Source organism: Staphylococcus capitis subsp. capitis (genome assembly GCF_040739495.1).
Lineage (GTDB): Bacteria > Bacillota > Bacilli > Staphylococcales > Staphylococcaceae > Staphylococcus > Staphylococcus capitis.
This window is the reverse complement of sequence record NZ_CP145263.1, coordinates 2,091,800-2,109,031: the sequence shown is the minus strand read 5'-3', so window position 1 is coordinate 2,109,031 and position 17,232 is coordinate 2,091,800. Positions and strand designations below refer to the sequence as shown.

The following is a 17,232-nucleotide window of genomic DNA, read 5'->3' as shown; positions in this document are numbered from 1 at the left end:
GAGGTGCCAATGATGACAAAGAAAATAATTTATTTTATATGTACTGGTAACTCTTGTCGTAGCCAAATGGCTGAAGGTTGGGGAAAGGAAATATTGGGTGAAGACTGGAATGTCTATTCAGCTGGTATTGAAACGCATGGTGTTAATCCTAAAGCAATAGAAGCTATGAAAGAAGTAGATATTGATATATCAAACCATACGTCAGACTTGATTGATAATGATATTTTAAAACAATCAGATTTGGTCGTAACGTTATGTAGTGATGCAGACGATAATTGTCCTATTTTACCACCAAACGTTAAAAAAGAGCATTGGGGTTTTGAAGATCCAGCAGGTAAAGAATGGTCAGAATTTCAACGTGTTAGAGACGAGATTAAATTAGCTATAGAAAAGTTTAAATTGAGATAATAATAAACACCTCTTATTAACTAAATAAGGGGTGTTTTGCCATTTAAAAAACAAAATTGTGCCATATAACTCCAAAACTGACAACAAATGGCTAAAATTGGTTATGCTCGTGTTTCAACACAAGATCAAAGTTTAGATAGCCAAATCGATATTTTAAAAAACTTTGGCTGTTCAAAAATATTTAAAGAAAAAGTGAGTGGGCGAAAAATAAAACGATCAGAGTTAGACAAATGTCTAGAATATTTACGTGAAGAAGATACATTAGTTGTTTATAAACTTGATCGCTTAGGTCGAACAACGAAACAATTAATAGAATTAGCTCAATGGTTAGAAAATAATAATATTGAATTACAAATTATTGATATGAATATCAATACAAAAGATGCAATGGGTAAAATGTTTTTTACGATGATGAGTGCTTTTGCTGAACTCGAAGCCAATCTTTTAAGCGAACGTACTAAAAAGGGGCTTGCTTCTGCAAGAGCGAGAGGGCGCGTCGGTGGACGTCCACCCATGCCTGATCATAAAAAAAGAGAAATTAAGTTCCTATATGATGAACAAAAAATGACCGGTGAACAAATAGCCGAAGCTACTGGCGTAAGTAGGTCAACTGTATATCGTGTAATCAAAAAATAAAAATAATGAAAGCTATTTTATAATTCTTTCATTTTACTATGTATTAAAGTTGTATCTTTATTTTTTGTGTTTAACTTCTTATTCAAACGTTACCTTTTTATTTGTAAATTTTTAAATAGGATGTAATAATAGTATTGTATGACGCAAAACAAAGGGGTGAAATACATAATGGAAAACGTAGTTAATTTTGTAAAAAAATTAATCGAAGAAGTTCAAAAATTAATCAACGGTGGTTCTTCTTCATCTGATAGTGATAATACTTCTAAATAATAATTTAGACCACTCATAAAGAGTGGTCTTTTGATATAAATATTTATTAATCTTACTTAATTTTAGTATATTATCAATTCAAAACAGAAATTGAATAATTTACAAACAGTATTAAACAGTATATACTGAAAGTGACTAAATAGAAAAGCACAAGCGCTAGTAACACTCGTGCCTTAGTAAGCCCGTTAAAAAGACGGTGACCTTTCATTTTAAGTTTTAACCATTCTACCTACTCTTGCCAAAAGTTGGGAATGGTTATTCTTTTGCTTATTTTAATCATTGCAACGACTATACCGATAAATAATATGTATATGAGCCCTAGGATTAACCTAGAGCTCTTTTTTAATAATGATATCTACATGCAATGATTATAATACTAGGGTCTTTAATAGTATAAACTAATCTATGCTCGTGATTCATTCTTCTACTATAGTAACCTTTCAAATTACCTTTCAAAGGCTCTGGCTTGCCTTCACCCTCTAAAATGCCATTTCTTTGAATACTCTTAATCAAACTATTAATTTTCTTTAATAGTTTCTTATCTTGTGTTTGCCAATACTTATAATCTTCAAAAGCTGTAGGTGTAAAAGTTACATTGTACTTATTCATAAGTTGTTATATCTACCTCTACAGTATTAACTCTTTCAGCTTCTTCCATTGATTGAGCTAAGCGTTTAGCATTGACTGGTGATTGTTGTAAGTAGAGGGTTTCCATAATTGAGTTATAATCATCTTCACTAATCAATACAGCGTTACGGTCATTAGTTGTGATAGTTACTGTATCACTATCATCATTTACTTTATCTATTAGTTTTCGGAAATCCTTACGTGCGTTTGAATAAGTTAAAACAGTCATAGTATATCCTCCTTTAATAAAATTGTACAACATGTTGTACAAAAAGTAAAGATGAGAAATATCCATTAGATAAGACTTAATAAATATAAATACTTACGCATATAGTTATATATATAGCTATACATATGTGTATACCTATTGTTCATCAAACGATTTTTTGAGGATAGTAAAGAACTTTTGATTAAAGAGTATGGGGCAAAAAATATCTTATATGCAACAGTGCATATGGATGAAAAAACACCGCATATGCACTTAAAAATAATAAAGTTACATTATACACCTTTTCTTAGTTTTTAGTTTTCCTATTAAGAATATTAATCAATATAAAAATTACATTTGTCCTTTTAAAAGGTTTGAAAAGTAAATTTTAAAATGATTTATAACTTCTCTGCTAAACGAAAAAATTTCAATTAGTTTCTATGTGAAATAATTAAATCTCTTAGAAAAAGATTAAAATGCAATGCAAGACAAAAAGACTACTAAAAAATGAGTAGTCAAAGATAGTTATAATATTGTTCAATTAAAATTAGCCACTCAATTTGTTGAGTGGCTATAAGTTAGACGAAGAATTACTTCATGTTAAAAGACTTAATGATGAATGAATATAATGCTATATTTTTACTTTAACACTTATTTATTTTTAGTTCATCCAAAAACTACTCAACAGTGAGATTTTTGGTTTTTTGAAACGAATTTATGCAAAAATTTAGTTTGTGAAATTAAATTATATTTATTTAGCTCTCATTTGCGTTTTAAGAGCCAATGTAAGTTTTAGGTAAATAATAAACATCTTAATTCTTTAAAATTCAAAATAAAGGGATTTAAGATTTAAATAATATTTGTGATAAAACTTTTGAAAAGGAGTTGATTCTTTATTTTCTATTTTAACAAGGATACTCTGATGTATTTTTTATTCTCACAAATTATTTGAATTTTTCATTGAAAACATTGTACTTAGACATGCTTTGACGACGCATATTTAACGCATGTACTTCTTCTAGTTCTGATTTAATCGATTGCATTAAATAAGCTTGCATAGCTTCAACAGACTCATTTTTTTGTAATAACATAGCTTTAAAACGTTTTAAGACACTGACAATTTCAAATTCAACTTCTTCTAAACGGTAATATGTATCATGTGTATTATTAAAAGATTTTTTCCTTTAAGTAAAGTACTTTTAATAATACGAATCTCTCTAATTTCAAAATTGTTTAGATAATCTTTAATTTGATTTGGTAATTCTTCGAGTATTTGAAATTTTAAAGCATCATTATTATAGTCTTTATATAGTCAGTATTATAATCTAATTGGCGAAAATGATTAACAGTTAATGCACCTTCTCTCTGCGTCTAAATTTGACGCCTGAGAAATAGCCGATCTTATAATGATGTACATTGTACATTTTAAGAATAAACACGATAGCTAAGAGATGACACAAAAAACCTCCTATACCGAGGCGACGGTTGGAGGGTTTTCCCATGTTTTCATTAGTTATTTCGTTAGTAAAATATCACGAATCACATTAATTGTAAATGTAGGAAAACATATTTTCACTCATATTATTTTAGTTAAATACTTTTAATCGAATTTTAATCGAATTGTGACCTATATTCTTTGATAATATTTTATAATTAAAATATTATCAAAGTAAAGGTGTTGATGATTTTGACTATAGAAAAATTAAAAATTCCTAAAGATATCAACATTCCAAATAACCTTATGCCGACATTCGTCTTCAAGTTTAGTTAAGGGTTCTTCTCAACATTAATAAATTTTCTCGGCATAAATACATGTGGTATGCTCAATACAGTGCTCCTTTTAATTGCACAATATGATAACTATTCTCCAAACCACTCAAAAATGAGTGGTTCTTTTATTTTGTCTTTTAAGCCCTTTCTAGGACGTTTAATCATCTTGAATATAAAAAAAGCAAACAAAATTTTTCGTTTATCAGAGAGGCTATAAATCACTTTAAAATTTATTTTTCAAAACTTTTAAAAGGCCAAATGTAATTTTTATATTGATTACTCTCTTAATAAAAAACTAAACTAAAACTCGGAAAAACCGGTGTATAATGTAACTTTAATATTCTAAAGAGTATAAGAGGAATCCTGCACAAAAATATATCCATTATTTAGTAACAATTTTAGTGTAATAAACCTACATAAATGTTATCATTTATGTAGTGATGTAATATATTCTTATTACATATGATAATGAGATTTTTCTCTTACCATAATTTTCCCTATTCTTTTCATTTTTTCGTAAAACCATTCATTAACTTGAATGGTTCTTTTTTGGAAAATAAAGATATTGATAAGTAAGGCTATAATACTTAAATGTCAAAATTCATTACTTTTAAACAGTATAATTTACAAATTGATTTTACTGAAAATAATAAATTAAGCCTAAATCTTGTTTTTCTAGACCTGTTATAGTTTTCATTAATGTACTTTTTTCGGCTCCATTTTTTCCAATTAGTCTATGGATTTCTCCAAAATCTATTTTCATACTTACATCTTTTAGAATTTTTAATTTTTAAAAGACTTATAGATATTGCTTATTTTGTAACGGGTTTATTAATTATTCTCCGTATAAATAGGTATGAAAAATACCTAAGAATAAAAGTTCATATTCTTTTAAAGACTCATCTAAAAGTTTAAAATAAATAGAAGCAGGTGAATTCGCAGGATTCTTCCATTTAGCTATCTTTTTTTGTCTTTTTATTAATTATGAAAGCCCACTCACCAATATTTTTTGTAATTCATATTTTTGATTAAAAAAAGTAAAGTTAGTTTCACTGTTTTTTCTATAAGACATAGTATAAACATCTTTTAATAATATATATGATGAATTAACAACACATCTGTGCCAACAAAGTTTTGACGTTGAACGCGGGAGTACCGATGATAATAAAACGTATATTCAAGATATTCATTAATACAAAAAGAAAGCGCATGTTTTAAATGAGTTAGACCAATAAATTGAAACGAAAAAACAATTGTTGAGAGATATCAACGATTTACACGATGAAAAAGAAGACTTAACGCGAAATATTCAAAACTTAAAACAGAAAAATCATTTTTTAACAGAAGAATCTCAACAAGTTCAAGAAGATATCGACCTATATAAGCAACTGAGGACGATTTTAAAAAAGAGACAGAGAAAATTTAGAATTAGAATAAATCAATAAAAATAAGCACTCAGGCAAGTATGATACTTGTTTGAGCGCTTATCTCAATGAAAAGAGTAAATAAAAACTTAATAAGTGTCGTCAGCTGATTAAGATCAACATTACCTTACTTACAGCGCTTATTAAATAGTTCTGTAAGGAGGAACACTGCCTTTGCATTTCTATACTATTATAAGAATTCAAAGATAGCAAAGATGTTGACTTAGTATGAGTAAATTTATATTGGAAGTGAAAGAGAACCACTTATTCGTTTGAGTGGTTCTTGAAAAAATGATACGTATTAACTTGATAAAATTAATCATCTTATAGTTTAAGGAAAAGGTATGCATAATCAAAGTAACACAAATTAATATTTGTTACACTAGCAGTACTACTTAATATATAAAGTAGTAAGCTATAACATTCTCCGTATTCCTTTTTAAAAAGCTAATTTTTTACTCTCTACAAAGAAAGGCGCTCAATTTTGAGTGCTTTTTTTATAATAAAATTAAGACAACGATACAATATAAATGTCGTTGTCTTAAGAAATAATGTATGAGTTCAAAATGTATATGTATATTATAGCATAATCACGTTGGTTATTTTAAAGAAAAGGAGTGCGCAGTAGTTTAAACTACTGCGCACTTTGTATCACATGTTAAACCTTTTAATTACTTAAGACCTGCTGCTGTTAAGAAAGCATCGATTAATTGTGCACCATTATTGACAATATCTGAAGCACCATTTCCAAGGAAGTGTGTAATTGCTTCTTTGGCACCAGATACAGATCCGAAAATGTTACCAATTGCTGAACCTAAATTTTGAAATTGTTCTTGCATGACAAATGCCTCCTAAAAATAGATTTTATGAAGTTTTATATCGCTTCACACCTTAAATGTAATAAACTTTAGAGACAATGTCAAAGATTTAAAATCATTATGTATTATATATTTCTTAGTAAAAGTCCAAAATACAAGAACCAAAAAATTCTTTAGAAATACCATAACTTAAGTAAACTTAATATTAACTGCTTTATATTGAACTTTTTAATATCTTTTTATAAACCTTTTCAAATATGATTTAATCCTTAGAGCGACAGCAAATTTCATAACATAAAAATAATGATCTTTTTGGAGTGATATATGTCGAACGGAACTGTTATTTATCATAATGAAATGAATTTGGTTCCTTTGAGAAAATTTACTTCTGTTGAAATAGATTTATTTTTCGCTATGTGTAATAAGCTAAAAGAACAAGATACTAATAAATTATATTTAAGTTTTGAAGAACTTAAATATTTAAGTAATTATAACTATGAAACTAGAAATCTTAATCGTTTTATTGGAGATTTACAAAATATTTATAAAAAGATGCTCGAGATAACTTATCGAAGAGAAGATGAGGATGTAATAGAGTTTTTTGTACTTTTCAATCACTTTAAAATTCATAAAACGGAGAAGTATCTTGAAATTTCCACTAATCCTGACTTAAAGTTTGTTTTAAATGATATTACTCGTAATTTTACAAAATTCGAATTAAAAGAACTGACTAATTTAAAATCTTCGTACTCTAAAACCATGTTTCGCTTACTTAAACAATATAAACATACTGGATATTTAAAATTATCAATGGAAGATTTTAGAACTCGATTAGACGTATCAAAGTCTTATCAAATGTGTGACATTACTAAACGTGTATTAAAGCCAATATCTAAAGAGCTTACACCTATTTTTAATAATCTTAATATTAATAAAGTTAAAGCTAAAAAAGGTCGAAAAATTGAATACTTAGAATTTATCTTTGACGCTGAGAAACGTATTTACAACAAACGACAACCACAAATAACTAATATAGGTAAGTCGCGCTAATATACTAATCGTGAGAAAACACCTAGATGGCTTGAAACTGGTTTATATAAGGGACAACATGCTCATACAGACTATGACCCTCAATTAAAAAAAGATCGAGAAGCATTTCAACGTCAATTAGAAGAAAAATGGGAGGATAATTAAAAACTACATGTAGCAAAAGTAGTTCTTAAGAGACTCAACCTCTTGATATAACAAGGAAATTAAATTTTATCTCATGGTTTACAACAAAAATGACTTTAGGTAAGACGTTTAAATGCCTCTATACCGTATCCTATCATAAAAGATTTATTATTATATAATATATAAGATATTTAAGAAAAACAACATTCAATATACTTTTTATACATGTCTATACTAAACAATTGCATATTTAATACAATACTTATAAATACACTTGTTAAAATTGCGTTTCACTATTTACATTTAAATTCTCCTATACATTTACAGCTATTAGTCTTTTTTGACTATGTATTTTTATGGCATGCTCCAATTTTAAGTACTATCTTTCTCTGGTATCATGCTTTATATAGCAAATAAAGAAGAGGTGTGAAAATGGGTATAGCAGGTGTATTTGTAATTTGGTTGTTTCTTACTATATTTTTTATTATTGAATTCATACAATGCCTTATTAAGGGAATAGTTTTTCCTGTAGAAAGTCTATGGATGCTAATAATATTATGGTTTATTGTGTTTATGATTATTGCTGGTTTTATTTTATATAGAAAGTCTACACAAAAAAGGTTTTCAAAAGTTTTAGAAAATGATTATTCTAATAATTTTAATAATTATAGGGAAGGAGAATATTTTTATCAGTCTCCTTTAATAACTTTGGATAGCCAATATATTCCAATTCATGGTAATAAAAAAATGTATTATGTACCTAATTTTAATAATTTTTTACAAAAGTGGATGAGTATAACGGGATTTTTCCCATTGTTTGGAGTTTTTTTAAAATCAAACGATAATATAGTCAAAATTCAACGTTTTAAATTATGGTCACTACGACCACATTACCAAGTTTTTTTAAATGAAAGCAAAATTGGAGTACTAAAAAGACAAAAATTAGTTACAGAAAAAGGAATGACTCAACAGTTACCTTACATATTTTATACAGAAAATGAAGAATATAAATTTAATAATCCATATTTAAGTTTAAATACTGTTATTAAAAGTGGAAAAGAAGAAATATTAAATGCACATAGAAGTTTTTTCGATTTATCGAAAAATCAATTTACTAAACAACGAGGAGAAAAGCATAATATTGAAGTTGAAAGTCGGATTAATAAACCTTTTCCTGATGAAGTATGGATTGCTTTATATATCCAAATTATGATAACTAAACGTACAAACAATTAAACAAAAATAAAATCTTTATTGTCGCACCAATATATCAATCGTGAAAAAAACACCTAAATGGTTAGGCGAAAAGATATATAAACAATCCCAAGAGTTACATAACGAAGATGCAAATTAAGACAAGATCGAGAGGCATTTCAACGTCAATTAGAAGAAAAATGGGAGGAATAATAATTTAAATGAGCTACATATATATTTTATTCTTATTTCCATTAATAATGGGATTTATCGTATCAATAAAAAAGAAAAAACATGACTAAGGAGAAATAAAAAATTATGAGTAATAAATATAATATACATCCAGTACTATATATAGGCGGATTTGCGGTATTTTTTAGTTTTATATTTGGATTTCCTGTAGGGACATTAATGGGGCTAGCTATAGGAATAGGAGTTAGTAAAAAAATGAAAATTTGTAAAAGAGTTTACAGATGAAGGAGTTACAAGATATACTAAAAATAACAAACAGACAGACACATCATTGGATGTGAAAACCCCAGCATGCCGACCAAAGCATATGCTGGGGTTTCTTTTTGGTTCTGTTGCAAAGTTGAATTTATAGTATAATTTTAACAAAAAGGAGTCTTCTGTATGAACTATTTCAGATATAAACAATTTAACAAGGATGTTATCACTGTAGCCGTTGGCTACTATCTAAGATATGCATTGAGTTATCGTAATATATCTGAAATATTAAGGGAACGTGGTGTAAACGTTCATTATTCAACGGTCTACCGTTGGGTTCAAGAATATGCCCCAATTTTATATCAAATTTGGAAGAAGAAGCATAAAAAAGCTTATTACAAATGGCGTATTGATGAGACGTACATCAAAATAAAAGGAAAATGGAGCTATTTATATCGTGCTATTGATGCAGAGGGACATACATTAGATATTTGGTTGCGTAAGCAACGAGATAATCATTCAGCATATGCGTTTATCAAACGTCTCATTAAAAAATTTGGAAAACCTCAAAAGGTAGTTACAGATCAGGCACCTTCAACGAAGGTAGCAATGGCTAAAGTAATTAAAGCTTTTAAACTTAAACCTGACTGTCATTGTACATCGAAATATCTGAATAACCTCATTGAGCAAGATCACCGTCATATTAAAGTAAGAAAGACAAGATATCAAAGTATCAATACGGCAAAGAATACTTTAAAAGGTATTGAATGTATTTACGCTCTATATAAAAAGAACCGCAGGTCTCTTCAGATCTACGGATTTTCCCCATGCCACGAAATTAGCATCATGCTAGCAAGTTAAGCGAACACTGACATGATATATTAGTGGTTAGCTATATTTTTTACTTTGCAACAGAACCAGTCAGAAGCTACTTAATATAATAAAAGCAAGTGATTTATAAAATTATAAATCACTTGATTTTATACTGTTCTTTTAATCGTTTAATCGCATTTTTCAGTTGACGATCATCACGATATGTATTGAAGTTTAAAAATGCTGTACTATCAAAATATTGTAATAAGTGATGAAAGACATCATTTTCTTGTCTCAGTTGGTCGATTTCATCTTCCAACTGATGAATATGGCGCTGGAGTGCCTGATTGTTCGATTTGAGTGCTTTGTTGTCTTCTTTAAATAATAAGCATACTTTTGTATGCTTATATATTGTTTTTTATTGTATATCATATGACAGACATGAACAACCAATATAAAACCAAAGTAAAGATTACATATGATATACATATTATCAAATAAACATATTTGAAGGTATATATGTCATATGTATGCTTTAGTAACAGAAGTAAAACATATATGTTTTACTGACGTGATAGCCTCGCAAAAATCGCTATACTCTCATTGCGTAATCAACCTCTTGAAACGAAAAAACAATTGTTGAGGGATATCAACGATTTACACGATGAAAAAGAAAATTTAACTCGGGATATTCAAAACTTAAAACGGAAAAATCATTTTTTACAAGAGTATTCTCAACAGGCTCAAGAAGATATCGACCTATACAAGTAACTGAGAACGATTTCTAGGGACGATTTAAAAAAGATGAAGAAAAGTACCAACAAGAAATCGAAGCGTATGAGGCGTCTCTGAGTGGCCTTAGAATGAATTACCGAGATTTGGACAAGCGTAATCAACATTTAACAACACAAAATAATCAACTCGAACACCATTTAGACATGTTAAATGCACGTCATCAAACGATGAACGACATGGTAAGAAACGATACACGTATTTTGTTTGCGGGGCTTAGATGTGCGTTGAAAGATAGGAACATTGATTTAAGCGCAGAAATTAAATATCAACGTATGCCAGAAGTCGGTATTGATCCCGATACGGTGGATCAGGGGGCTTTAACACATGCATATCAAGGTAATGTGTCAGGGATAGACCATCATATAAGAAAGGCATCAGCACCTATTAAAAAAGAGACAGAGAATGACTTAGAATTAGAATAAATCAATAAAAATAAGCGCTCAAACAAGTATGATACTTGTTTGAGCGCTTATCTCAATGAAAGGAGTAATTAAAAACTTAATAAGTGTCGTCAGCTTATTAAGAGCAATCATTACCTTACTTACAGTATTTAATGAACAGTTCTGTAAGGAGGAACATTGCCTTTGCATTTTTATATTATTATAAGAATTCAAAGATAGCAATTATATTGATTTAGTATGAGTAAATTGATATTAGAAGTAAAAAAGACCCATTCGTTTGAGTGGGTCTTGAAAAATGATACATATTAACTTGATAAAATTAATCATCTTATAGTTTAAAGAAAAGGAATGCATAATTATAGTAACACAAATTAATGTTTGTTACTGTTACACTAGTATTGCTACTCAATATATAAAGTAGTAAACCATAATTATTCTTCGTATCTCTTGTTAAAAAGTTAATTTTTTGCTTTGTACAAGGAAAGGCGCTCAATTTTGAGTGCTTTTTTCATATTAAAATTAAACTTTAAAAATTAAGACAGCGACACATATCAGTGTCGCTGTCTTAAGATATAATATATGAGTTCAAAAGGTATATAGCTATTGTAACATAATAGTGTTCTGATTAAAAAAATGAAAAAGAGATGAATTAAATATTATTTAATTCATCTCTTCTTATGTATTGATTTAAAATATTTATTACATTAAACCAAAAGCTTTAGCAACGTCTGATACTACACCAATACCATTAGCTGCAATATCAACAATTGATTTAGCTAATTCAGCACTATCTCCAGATTGGGATGCTGAAATAGTATTAACGATAGCTTCACCTAATTTTGAAATGTGTTCCATGAAAAACAAACCTCCTTACATATAAAATCATTACTAAAACAAAATAACATATATTATAATAATTGTCTTCTACTTTTAAATAAATTTAATCAAATTTACGTTTTCTTAAAAATCAATAAGTGATATAACTTTAATGCATTATTCCAATTGCTTTATTGACATTGAGCCTCTGAACCCTTAATAAACCCTAAAACTGTCGACTCGTCGGTTTTATAGCTCACGCTATACCGACATTCGTCGAAACAGTTTAATTAAGGGTTCTTCTCAATGCTCAATAAATTTTCTCGGCATAATCGCACGTGCTATTCTTCATTTCCCATATTTTTTACAACCTTTAATATCGATGTGATTAGTAATGATAAAATAAATGCTGATTCTAAAATCAGAAAAATATTTGTTCCTTCAAAAAATATTAAATTGACCACATATCCAAAAAGACAAAATACAATAAAAAAACAAATAAAGTGAACAATGGAATTCAAGGCGATTACTCCTTTTTGCTTTCTAAGTTATATTTAGCTTAATATAGCTTCTTCATTAAACAAAGGGTAAGTTTTATTTGTTTTATATTAAAGACGCTCATATGCTCTTAAAATGGCATATATAAGCACTCCAAATAAAATATAAGGTATAAGATAAAAAACAAGCATGAAATAACGCCATGCTGAATGTCCTGTTTTAAGCACATGGTTCAGCCATTCATAAAAATGTTGGACGCCTAACCAGTCACCTAAGGGACTTATAACTAAAAAGGCGACCATCACTAAGGCAGCGATAAAAAAGGTTCTGTTGCAAAGTAAAAAATATAGCTAACCACTAATATATCATGTCAGTGTTCGCTTAACTTGCTAGCATGATGCTAATTTCGTGGCATGGGGAAAATCCGTAGATCTGAAGAGACCTGCGGTTCTTTTTATATAGAGCGTAAATACATTCAATACCTTTTAAAGTATTCTTTGCCGTATTGATACTTTGATATCTTGTCTTTCTTACTTTAATATGACGGTGATCTTGCTCAATGAGGTTATTCAGATATTTCGATGTACAATGACTGTCAGGTTTAAGTTTAAAAGCTTTAATTACTTTAGCCATTGCTACCTTCGTTGAGGGTGCCTGATCTGTAACTACCTTTTGAGGTTTACCAAATTGTTTAATGAGACGTTTGATAAACGCATATGCTGAATGATTATCTCGTTGCTTACGCAACCAAATATCTAATGTATGTCCCTCTGCATCAATAGCACGATATAAATAGCTCCATTTTCCTTTTATTTTGATGTACGTTTCATCAATACGCCATTTGTAATAAGCTTTTTTATGCTTCTTCTTCCAAATTTGATATAAAATTGGGGCATATTCTTGAACCCAACGGTAGACCGTTGAATAATGAACGTTTACACCACGTTCCCTTAATATTTCAGATATATTACGATAACTCAATGCATATCTTAGATAGTAGCCAACGGCTACAGTGATAACATCCTTGTTAAATTGTTTATATCTGAAATAGTTCATACAGAAGACTCCTTTTTGTTAAAATTATACTATAAATTCAACTTTGCAACAGAACCGTTTGGAGAATAGCTATCATACTGTGCGAGTGAAAATGAGGACTGTATTAAGCATATCACACACATTTATGCCGAGAAAATTTATTGAAGTTGAGAAGAACCCTTAACTAAACTTGGAGACGAATGTCGGCATAGCGTGAGCTATTAAGCCGACGATTCGACAAGTTTAGGGATTGTTAAGGGTTCCGAGGCTCAACGTCAATAAAGCAATTGGAATAAAGCAATTACTTTTAAGACAAACTATGAATTTTAAATAATTGTTTTGAAATTTCTTTTGCTTGTTTAAGATTTAATATTTTATGAGATTCTTTATTTGGCAAACTATTTAAATAGTTTTCGGCGTTATTTCTACTTGTGAAGAAGTGTATGTAAGGACAGCAATTTTTGTCACAATCTTTTTTTACACAAACATCTTTGTATGAAATATAAATATTACTTTTACTGTGATTGATTATTTTATCATCTTTTATTTCTAGCTTAATTTTTTCTTTAGTTAATTCGTCTTCGCTTAGAATTAATATGTTTAAACCTGTTGTATAATATATACCTATAGCGTCTATTGCACACATTGCAAATAAGGGTTCTTTGCTTTTGTTTGTATAGACGAGTTTATTTGTTTTTTCAGAAGATATAGGATATATACATTTGATTTTGTTATTTTCAGTAGTTATAACTTTTTTGTCTATTAAAGATTTATATTCAGGGATTATATCTATTTCTTTATTAGGGTTTTCGCAAATTTTATTTATGATATTAATCCTTAATTCGTTTTCTTTTTGATTTAAATCTTTTGTAAAGTTCAATTTCCCGTCTCCAATCGTAATTATTACGATTTAATTATACATGGATTTTCTTTTTTAGAAACTCGTTTCACTCGTTTCAAAAACCCTTCTGATTTTTAGAGAAAAACTCTCTTATTTCATCGTCTTTAATAAAATAATATGCCATCTTTCCATCTTTATAAAAATCAAGCACCTCATTTTTATATAAAAGTCTTAAATGATGTGAAGTTGAAGCAATACTCATTTTCAATATCAAAGAAATATCACAAACACACAACTCATCTTCTTTAATCAAAGATAATATGATTTTCAATTTTTTCTCATCACAAATTTTTTCTAAAATGTTAAGTAATTTCTTAGATTTATCATCTTCTAAAAAACTTAAAGCATTGTTAACTTTATCCTCATGTACACAGATCACATCACAAGCATTTTCATAGCTCATATAAAATCACACCCTAAATTAAAATATAAATCCTAAAATTGTTCCAATAGTGTCATTTTCAATAATAATGTATAAACCTAAAGCTATGTAAATAACAGCCATAATCCAACGACTAAATTTCTCAACAATTTCTCCAACTCCTGGAATATTAGCTAATTTTTGTGCAGTAAATACCAAGAAGAAAATTAAAATTAAAAAGACAAACAAAGTAATTAATAAATCAGTAACACTTAATGTCACAAAATACGGAACAAATAAACCAATATTATCAGCACCACAACTTGCTATCGTAACAATTGCAACCGTACCAACTAATTTAGACAATCCTTTTTCATTCAATTCTTTTTTAGCTCTCTTTTCTCCTTCACAATCATCATAAATAGCTACTTTAATTCCTAAATAAATCGGTATTAACCCTAATAATCCTAATATCCATTTTTCAGGAACATAATTTAAGACAAAGGCAAAGAATAAACTTACGACAATCAATGTCACAGATCCTACATATTGACCAATATAAATATCTCTATATTCTTTTCTAGTCTTTGCTCTAGCAAAAAATATTAATAAAATCACTAATAAATCTACTGCTGTCGCAATATAAAGAATAGCAGCAGTTACAATAGTCTGAATCATAATTACACCTCATTCAAAAATATTTTTGAATGTATTATAACTTATATTTTCAAGTAATCATATATGCTTTATTCCAATTGCTTTATTGACGTTGAGCCTCCGAACCCTTAACAATCCCAAAACTTGTCGAATGGTCGGCTTAATAGCTCACGCAATGCCGACATTCGTCTCCAAGTTTAGTTAAGGGTTCTTCTCAACATCAATAAATTTTCTCGGCATAAATGCTTGTGGTATGCTCAATATAGTGCTCACTTTTAATTGCACACCATTATAACTATTCTCCGGCTACTCAAAAATGAGTAGTCTTTTTATTTTGCATTTTAAGGGGTCATTTTAAAGAATTAGGGGTTGTTTAATAGTTCTTTTTTACCTAAGAACCTATATTAGCTCTTAAAACGCAAATAAGAGCCAAATAAAATGATATTAAAAGAATAATTATATTGAGGAGAGAACTTTTAAAATGAAATGGTCAAAAATCATTATATTAATTTTATCTTTAGTTCCAATAGAATTTATCGGATTATTTACTGATTATCAAACAGGTTTATTAATAGGTTACATCCCATTTATAATAGTTGCTATATTAATAAGTACATCTATTTTTAAATTCGGCTTAAAAAATAATATAAGTATTATAATAAGTAGATGTATTGGAACATTTATTTCTTGGGTATGTGTTCATTTATTTATGAACATTTACGATTCATCAGATTATTTTAAACTTCTTACCACAGATATGTTTGCATTATTTTTAGGAGTTATTCATTTCATAGTTATTATGCTTATATATTTAGCTATCTATGGTTTTTCTCATCGTAATCAGTAATTATGTTACTTTTCTTTAACTTCATTAAAAAATGCGATTAAATGATTGAAAGAACAATATAAAAGCAAGTGATTCATAAACTTATAAATCATTTACTTTTATTTTTAAATTTTGTAATTAAAGAGCCGATAGCTACAAGAGTTAAGAATGTAAGTATCCAACTTACTATAGTTACTAACATCTTTAAATTCCTCCTTTACTAATATTTATAATATATTATAAATATAGACAATACTCTAATAATTTAATGTTAATAAAATTATTGATAATAATTCAGTCAATGAATAGACTATACAATTTCACTACCTATAATCGTAATTTATGTTAATTAAGTAAGAAAAGCTTAAACGTTTTTAAACAACGTTTAAGCTTTTCTTATATGTTTATATGAATTGTTACTTTTTAATAATCTTTTTTAGAAATAGTGAAGAAGTCAATGATAGCTAGTAGTATTACTGAAGCTATTGAGATAAATGTTTGCCATCCATTTAATTTGAGAGATCCAAGCCAAACATTATCAATTAAAAAGTTAAAAGGTATATATTTTAAGGCTTTTTTAACTTCATCACCATATTCTGGAATTAATGGAACTAAATTGGTTGCTATAGGTATGATTAATATAAGAAAAACACCAATTGAAAATACTAAAGAAGAACTTTTTACTAATAAAGTGATTAGAAATAAAAATAGACCATAGAACAAAAATAATAGGATGTATATTCCTAAAGTTTTTCCAACCACTTCATTTTTTATAGGTTGACCATCGCCAATATTTTGCATTATTAAAACGAATACATATAATGTTAGAAATACTATGACACTAGCAATTAAGATGGATATCAGTTGAGATATAAAGTATTTCGCTCTATTTTTTAAACTATTCAAATACAATTGTGATGTACCCTGAGAAAAGTCTCTGACTAAAAAGCTAGTAATAATCATCACTCCCCAAAATGCAAATAGCCATGTTGAAAGAGTTAAAATAGTTTCTCCAGAAACTTTATGGTTATTATGAATCTGAGTCATTGTATAAAATATGGGGATTATTAGAACAAATAGTAAACCAATATAATTGAAAGGATTTTTTAGCAATCTTGATATATTAAATTTTGTTAAATGATATATACTCATTA

Annotated in this window: 17 protein-coding genes and 6 pseudogenes; 11 read left to right on the top strand and 12 right to left on the bottom strand. The window is 28.2% G+C overall.

Features of this window, described 5'->3' with window-relative positions; all coding sequences use genetic code 11:
* Positions 1-12 precede the first annotated feature (12 nt).
* Entirely contained in the window at positions 13-408 is a 396-nt protein-coding gene (gene arsC, locus V6C74_RS10500; protein WP_016898839.1) for an arsenate reductase (thioredoxin), read from the top strand.
* Positions 409-495: 87 nt separating this feature from the next.
* Complete coding sequence (locus V6C74_RS10495) at positions 496-1,044, top strand: recombinase family protein (protein WP_016898838.1); 549 nt, start codon at positions 496-498, stop codon at positions 1,042-1,044.
* A gap of 612 nt (positions 1,045-1,656) precedes the next feature.
* On the opposite strand, the gene V6C74_RS10490 is transcribed toward V6C74_RS10495, so the two are convergent.
* Positions 1,657-1,923 carry a Txe/YoeB family addiction module toxin gene (locus V6C74_RS10490; protein WP_002452576.1) on the bottom strand — a complete coding sequence of 89 codons (267 nt, stop codon included), beginning with the start codon at positions 1,921-1,923 and terminating at the stop codon, positions 1,657-1,659.
* Positions 1,916-2,170 carry a type II toxin-antitoxin system Phd/YefM family antitoxin gene (locus tag V6C74_RS10485; protein ID WP_002452575.1) on the bottom strand — a complete coding sequence of 85 codons (255 nt, stop codon included), beginning with the start codon at positions 2,168-2,170 and terminating at the stop codon, positions 1,916-1,918. Before V6C74_RS10485 ends, V6C74_RS10490 begins: the two co-directional genes overlap by 8 nt.
* 147 nt (positions 2,171-2,317) lie before the next feature.
* On the opposite strand from V6C74_RS10485, the pseudogene V6C74_RS10480 reads away from it, so the two are divergent.
* Positions 2,318-2,440 (top strand): annotated as a pseudogene (locus tag V6C74_RS10480) (plasmid recombination protein); the annotation flags it as partial.
* A gap of 653 nt (positions 2,441-3,093) precedes the next feature.
* Here V6C74_RS10480 and V6C74_RS10475 read toward each other — a convergent pair.
* Both V6C74_RS10475 and V6C74_RS10470 read right to left on the bottom strand, forming a co-directional pair.
* Positions 3,094-3,452 (bottom strand): annotated as a pseudogene (locus V6C74_RS10475) (replication protein); the annotation flags it as partial.
* Positions 3,453-4,556: 1,104 nt separating this feature from the next.
* Positions 4,557-4,700 carry an ATP-binding cassette domain-containing protein gene (locus tag V6C74_RS10470; RefSeq protein WP_162172474.1) on the bottom strand — a complete coding sequence of 48 codons (144 nt, stop codon included), beginning with the start codon at positions 4,698-4,700 and terminating at the stop codon, positions 4,557-4,559.
* A 307-nt stretch (positions 4,701-5,007) separates the two neighbouring features.
* Here V6C74_RS10470 and V6C74_RS10465 point away from each other — a divergent pair.
* A pseudogene (locus V6C74_RS10465) lies at positions 5,008-5,346 on the top strand (recombinase); the annotation flags it as partial.
* 668 nt (positions 5,347-6,014) lie between these two features.
* On the opposite strand, the gene V6C74_RS10460 reads toward V6C74_RS10465, so the two are convergent.
* Positions 6,015-6,182 (bottom strand): hypothetical protein, encoded by a 168-nt coding sequence (locus V6C74_RS10460; protein WP_002452554.1) that lies wholly within the window; start codon positions 6,180-6,182, stop codon positions 6,015-6,017.
* Positions 6,183-6,485: 303 nt separating this feature from the next.
* Between V6C74_RS10460 and V6C74_RS10455 the strand changes: the two are divergent.
* From V6C74_RS10455 to V6C74_RS10435, 5 genes and pseudogenes are all read left to right on the top strand, one after another.
* Positions 6,486-7,355, top strand: a pseudogene (locus tag V6C74_RS10455) (replication initiation protein).
* A 411-nt stretch (positions 7,356-7,766) separates the two neighbouring features.
* On the top strand, positions 7,767-8,570 hold the full coding sequence (locus V6C74_RS10450; RefSeq protein WP_143978106.1) for a hypothetical protein: 804 nt from the start codon (positions 7,767-7,769) through the stop codon (positions 8,568-8,570).
* Positions 8,571-8,591: 21 nt separating this feature from the next.
* Positions 8,592-8,741: pseudogene (locus V6C74_RS10445) on the top strand (RepB family plasmid replication initiator protein); the annotation flags it as partial.
* A 105-nt stretch (positions 8,742-8,846) separates the two neighbouring features.
* Positions 8,847-9,005, top strand: a complete 159-nt coding sequence (locus tag V6C74_RS10440; protein WP_172601879.1) for a hypothetical protein — start codon at positions 8,847-8,849, stop codon at positions 9,003-9,005.
* Between the two features lie 156 nt (positions 9,006-9,161).
* The gene (locus tag V6C74_RS10435) at positions 9,162-9,836 is read left to right on the top strand and encodes an IS6 family transposase (protein WP_143978105.1); all 675 of its coding nucleotides are present in this window, start codon (positions 9,162-9,164) and stop codon (positions 9,834-9,836) included.
* Between the two features lie 109 nt (positions 9,837-9,945).
* Here the strand turns inward: V6C74_RS10435 and V6C74_RS10430 are convergent.
* Positions 9,946-10,173 (bottom strand): annotated as a pseudogene (locus V6C74_RS10430) (hypothetical protein); the annotation flags it as partial.
* Positions 10,174-10,651: 478 nt separating this feature from the next.
* Here V6C74_RS10430 and V6C74_RS10425 point away from each other — a divergent pair.
* Positions 10,652-11,005 carry a hypothetical protein gene (locus V6C74_RS10425; RefSeq protein WP_103175512.1) on the top strand — a complete coding sequence of 118 codons (354 nt, stop codon included), beginning with the start codon at positions 10,652-10,654 and terminating at the stop codon, positions 11,003-11,005.
* A gap of 678 nt (positions 11,006-11,683) precedes the next feature.
* Here the strand turns inward: V6C74_RS10425 and V6C74_RS10420 are convergent.
* The 5 genes from V6C74_RS10420 to V6C74_RS10400 form a co-directional block, all read right to left on the bottom strand.
* Entirely contained in the window at positions 11,684-11,839 is a 156-nt protein-coding gene (locus V6C74_RS10420) for a beta-class phenol-soluble modulin (RefSeq protein WP_002494758.1), read from the bottom strand.
* An 840-nt stretch (positions 11,840-12,679) separates the two neighbouring features.
* Positions 12,680-13,354, bottom strand: coding sequence for an IS6 family transposase (locus V6C74_RS10415; protein ID WP_143978104.1), 675 nt, complete (start codon positions 13,352-13,354; stop codon positions 12,680-12,682).
* 286 nt (positions 13,355-13,640) lie between these two features.
* Positions 13,641-14,213: an organomercurial lyase gene (gene merB, locus V6C74_RS10410; protein WP_016898894.1), complete on the bottom strand. Its 573-nt coding sequence runs from the start codon at positions 14,211-14,213 to the stop codon at positions 13,641-13,643.
* Between the two features lie 76 nt (positions 14,214-14,289).
* Positions 14,290-14,637, bottom strand: a complete 348-nt coding sequence (locus V6C74_RS10405) for a metalloregulator ArsR/SmtB family transcription factor (protein ID WP_002452612.1) — start codon at positions 14,635-14,637, stop codon at positions 14,290-14,292.
* An 18-nt stretch (positions 14,638-14,655) separates the two neighbouring features.
* Entirely contained in the window at positions 14,656-15,273 is a 618-nt protein-coding gene (locus V6C74_RS10400) for a CadD family cadmium resistance transporter (RefSeq protein ID WP_002474746.1), read from the bottom strand.
* Positions 15,274-15,733: 460 nt separating this feature from the next.
* Between V6C74_RS10400 and V6C74_RS10395 the strand changes: the two genes are divergently transcribed.
* The gene (locus V6C74_RS10395; RefSeq protein ID WP_016898893.1) at positions 15,734-16,099 is read left to right on the top strand and encodes a hypothetical protein; all 366 of its coding nucleotides are present in this window, start codon (positions 15,734-15,736) and stop codon (positions 16,097-16,099) included.
* Positions 16,100-16,501: 402 nt separating this feature from the next.
* Here the strand turns inward: V6C74_RS10395 and V6C74_RS10390 are convergent, their stop codons facing one another.
* The gene (locus tag V6C74_RS10390) at positions 16,502-17,230 is read right to left on the bottom strand and encodes an ABC transporter permease (protein ID WP_049390963.1); all 729 of its coding nucleotides are present in this window, start codon (positions 17,228-17,230) and stop codon (positions 16,502-16,504) included.
* Positions 17,231-17,232: the final 2 nt, after the last annotated feature.

Coding starts and splice junctions, on each gene's coding strand:
- arsC (WP_016898839.1), top strand. CDS start 13: ATGACAAAGAAAATAATTTATTTTATATGTACTGGTAACTCTTGTCGT.
- V6C74_RS10495 (WP_016898838.1), top strand. CDS start 496: ATGGCTAAAATTGGTTATGCTCGTGTTTCAACACAAGATCAAAGTTTA.
- V6C74_RS10490 (WP_002452576.1), bottom strand. CDS start 1,923: ATGAATAAGTACAATGTAACTTTTACACCTACAGCTTTTGAAGATTAT.
- V6C74_RS10485 (WP_002452575.1), bottom strand. CDS start 2,170: ATGACTGTTTTAACTTATTCAAACGCACGTAAGGATTTCCGAAAACTA.
- V6C74_RS10460 (WP_002452554.1), bottom strand. CDS start 6,182: ATGCAAGAACAATTTCAAAATTTAGGTTCAGCAATTGGTAACATTTTC.
- V6C74_RS10450 (WP_143978106.1), top strand. CDS start 7,767: ATGGGTATAGCAGGTGTATTTGTAATTTGGTTGTTTCTTACTATATTT.
- V6C74_RS10440 (WP_172601879.1), top strand. CDS start 8,847: ATGAGTAATAAATATAATATACATCCAGTACTATATATAGGCGGATTT.
- V6C74_RS10435 (WP_143978105.1), top strand. CDS start 9,162: ATGAACTATTTCAGATATAAACAATTTAACAAGGATGTTATCACTGTA.
- V6C74_RS10425 (WP_103175512.1), top strand. CDS start 10,652: ATGAATTACCGAGATTTGGACAAGCGTAATCAACATTTAACAACACAA.
- V6C74_RS10420 (WP_002494758.1), bottom strand. CDS start 11,839: ATGGAACACATTTCAAAATTAGGTGAAGCTATCGTTAATACTATTTCA.
- V6C74_RS10415 (WP_143978104.1), bottom strand. CDS start 13,354: ATGAACTATTTCAGATATAAACAATTTAACAAGGATGTTATCACTGTA.
- V6C74_RS10405 (WP_002452612.1), bottom strand. CDS start 14,637: ATGAGCTATGAAAATGCTTGTGATGTGATCTGTGTACATGAGGATAAA.
- V6C74_RS10400 (WP_002474746.1), bottom strand. CDS start 15,273: ATGATTCAGACTATTGTAACTGCTGCTATTCTTTATATTGCGACAGCA.
- V6C74_RS10395 (WP_016898893.1), top strand. CDS start 15,734: ATGAAATGGTCAAAAATCATTATATTAATTTTATCTTTAGTTCCAATA.
- V6C74_RS10390 (WP_049390963.1), bottom strand. CDS start 17,230: ATGAGTATATATCATTTAACAAAATTTAATATATCAAGATTGCTAAAA.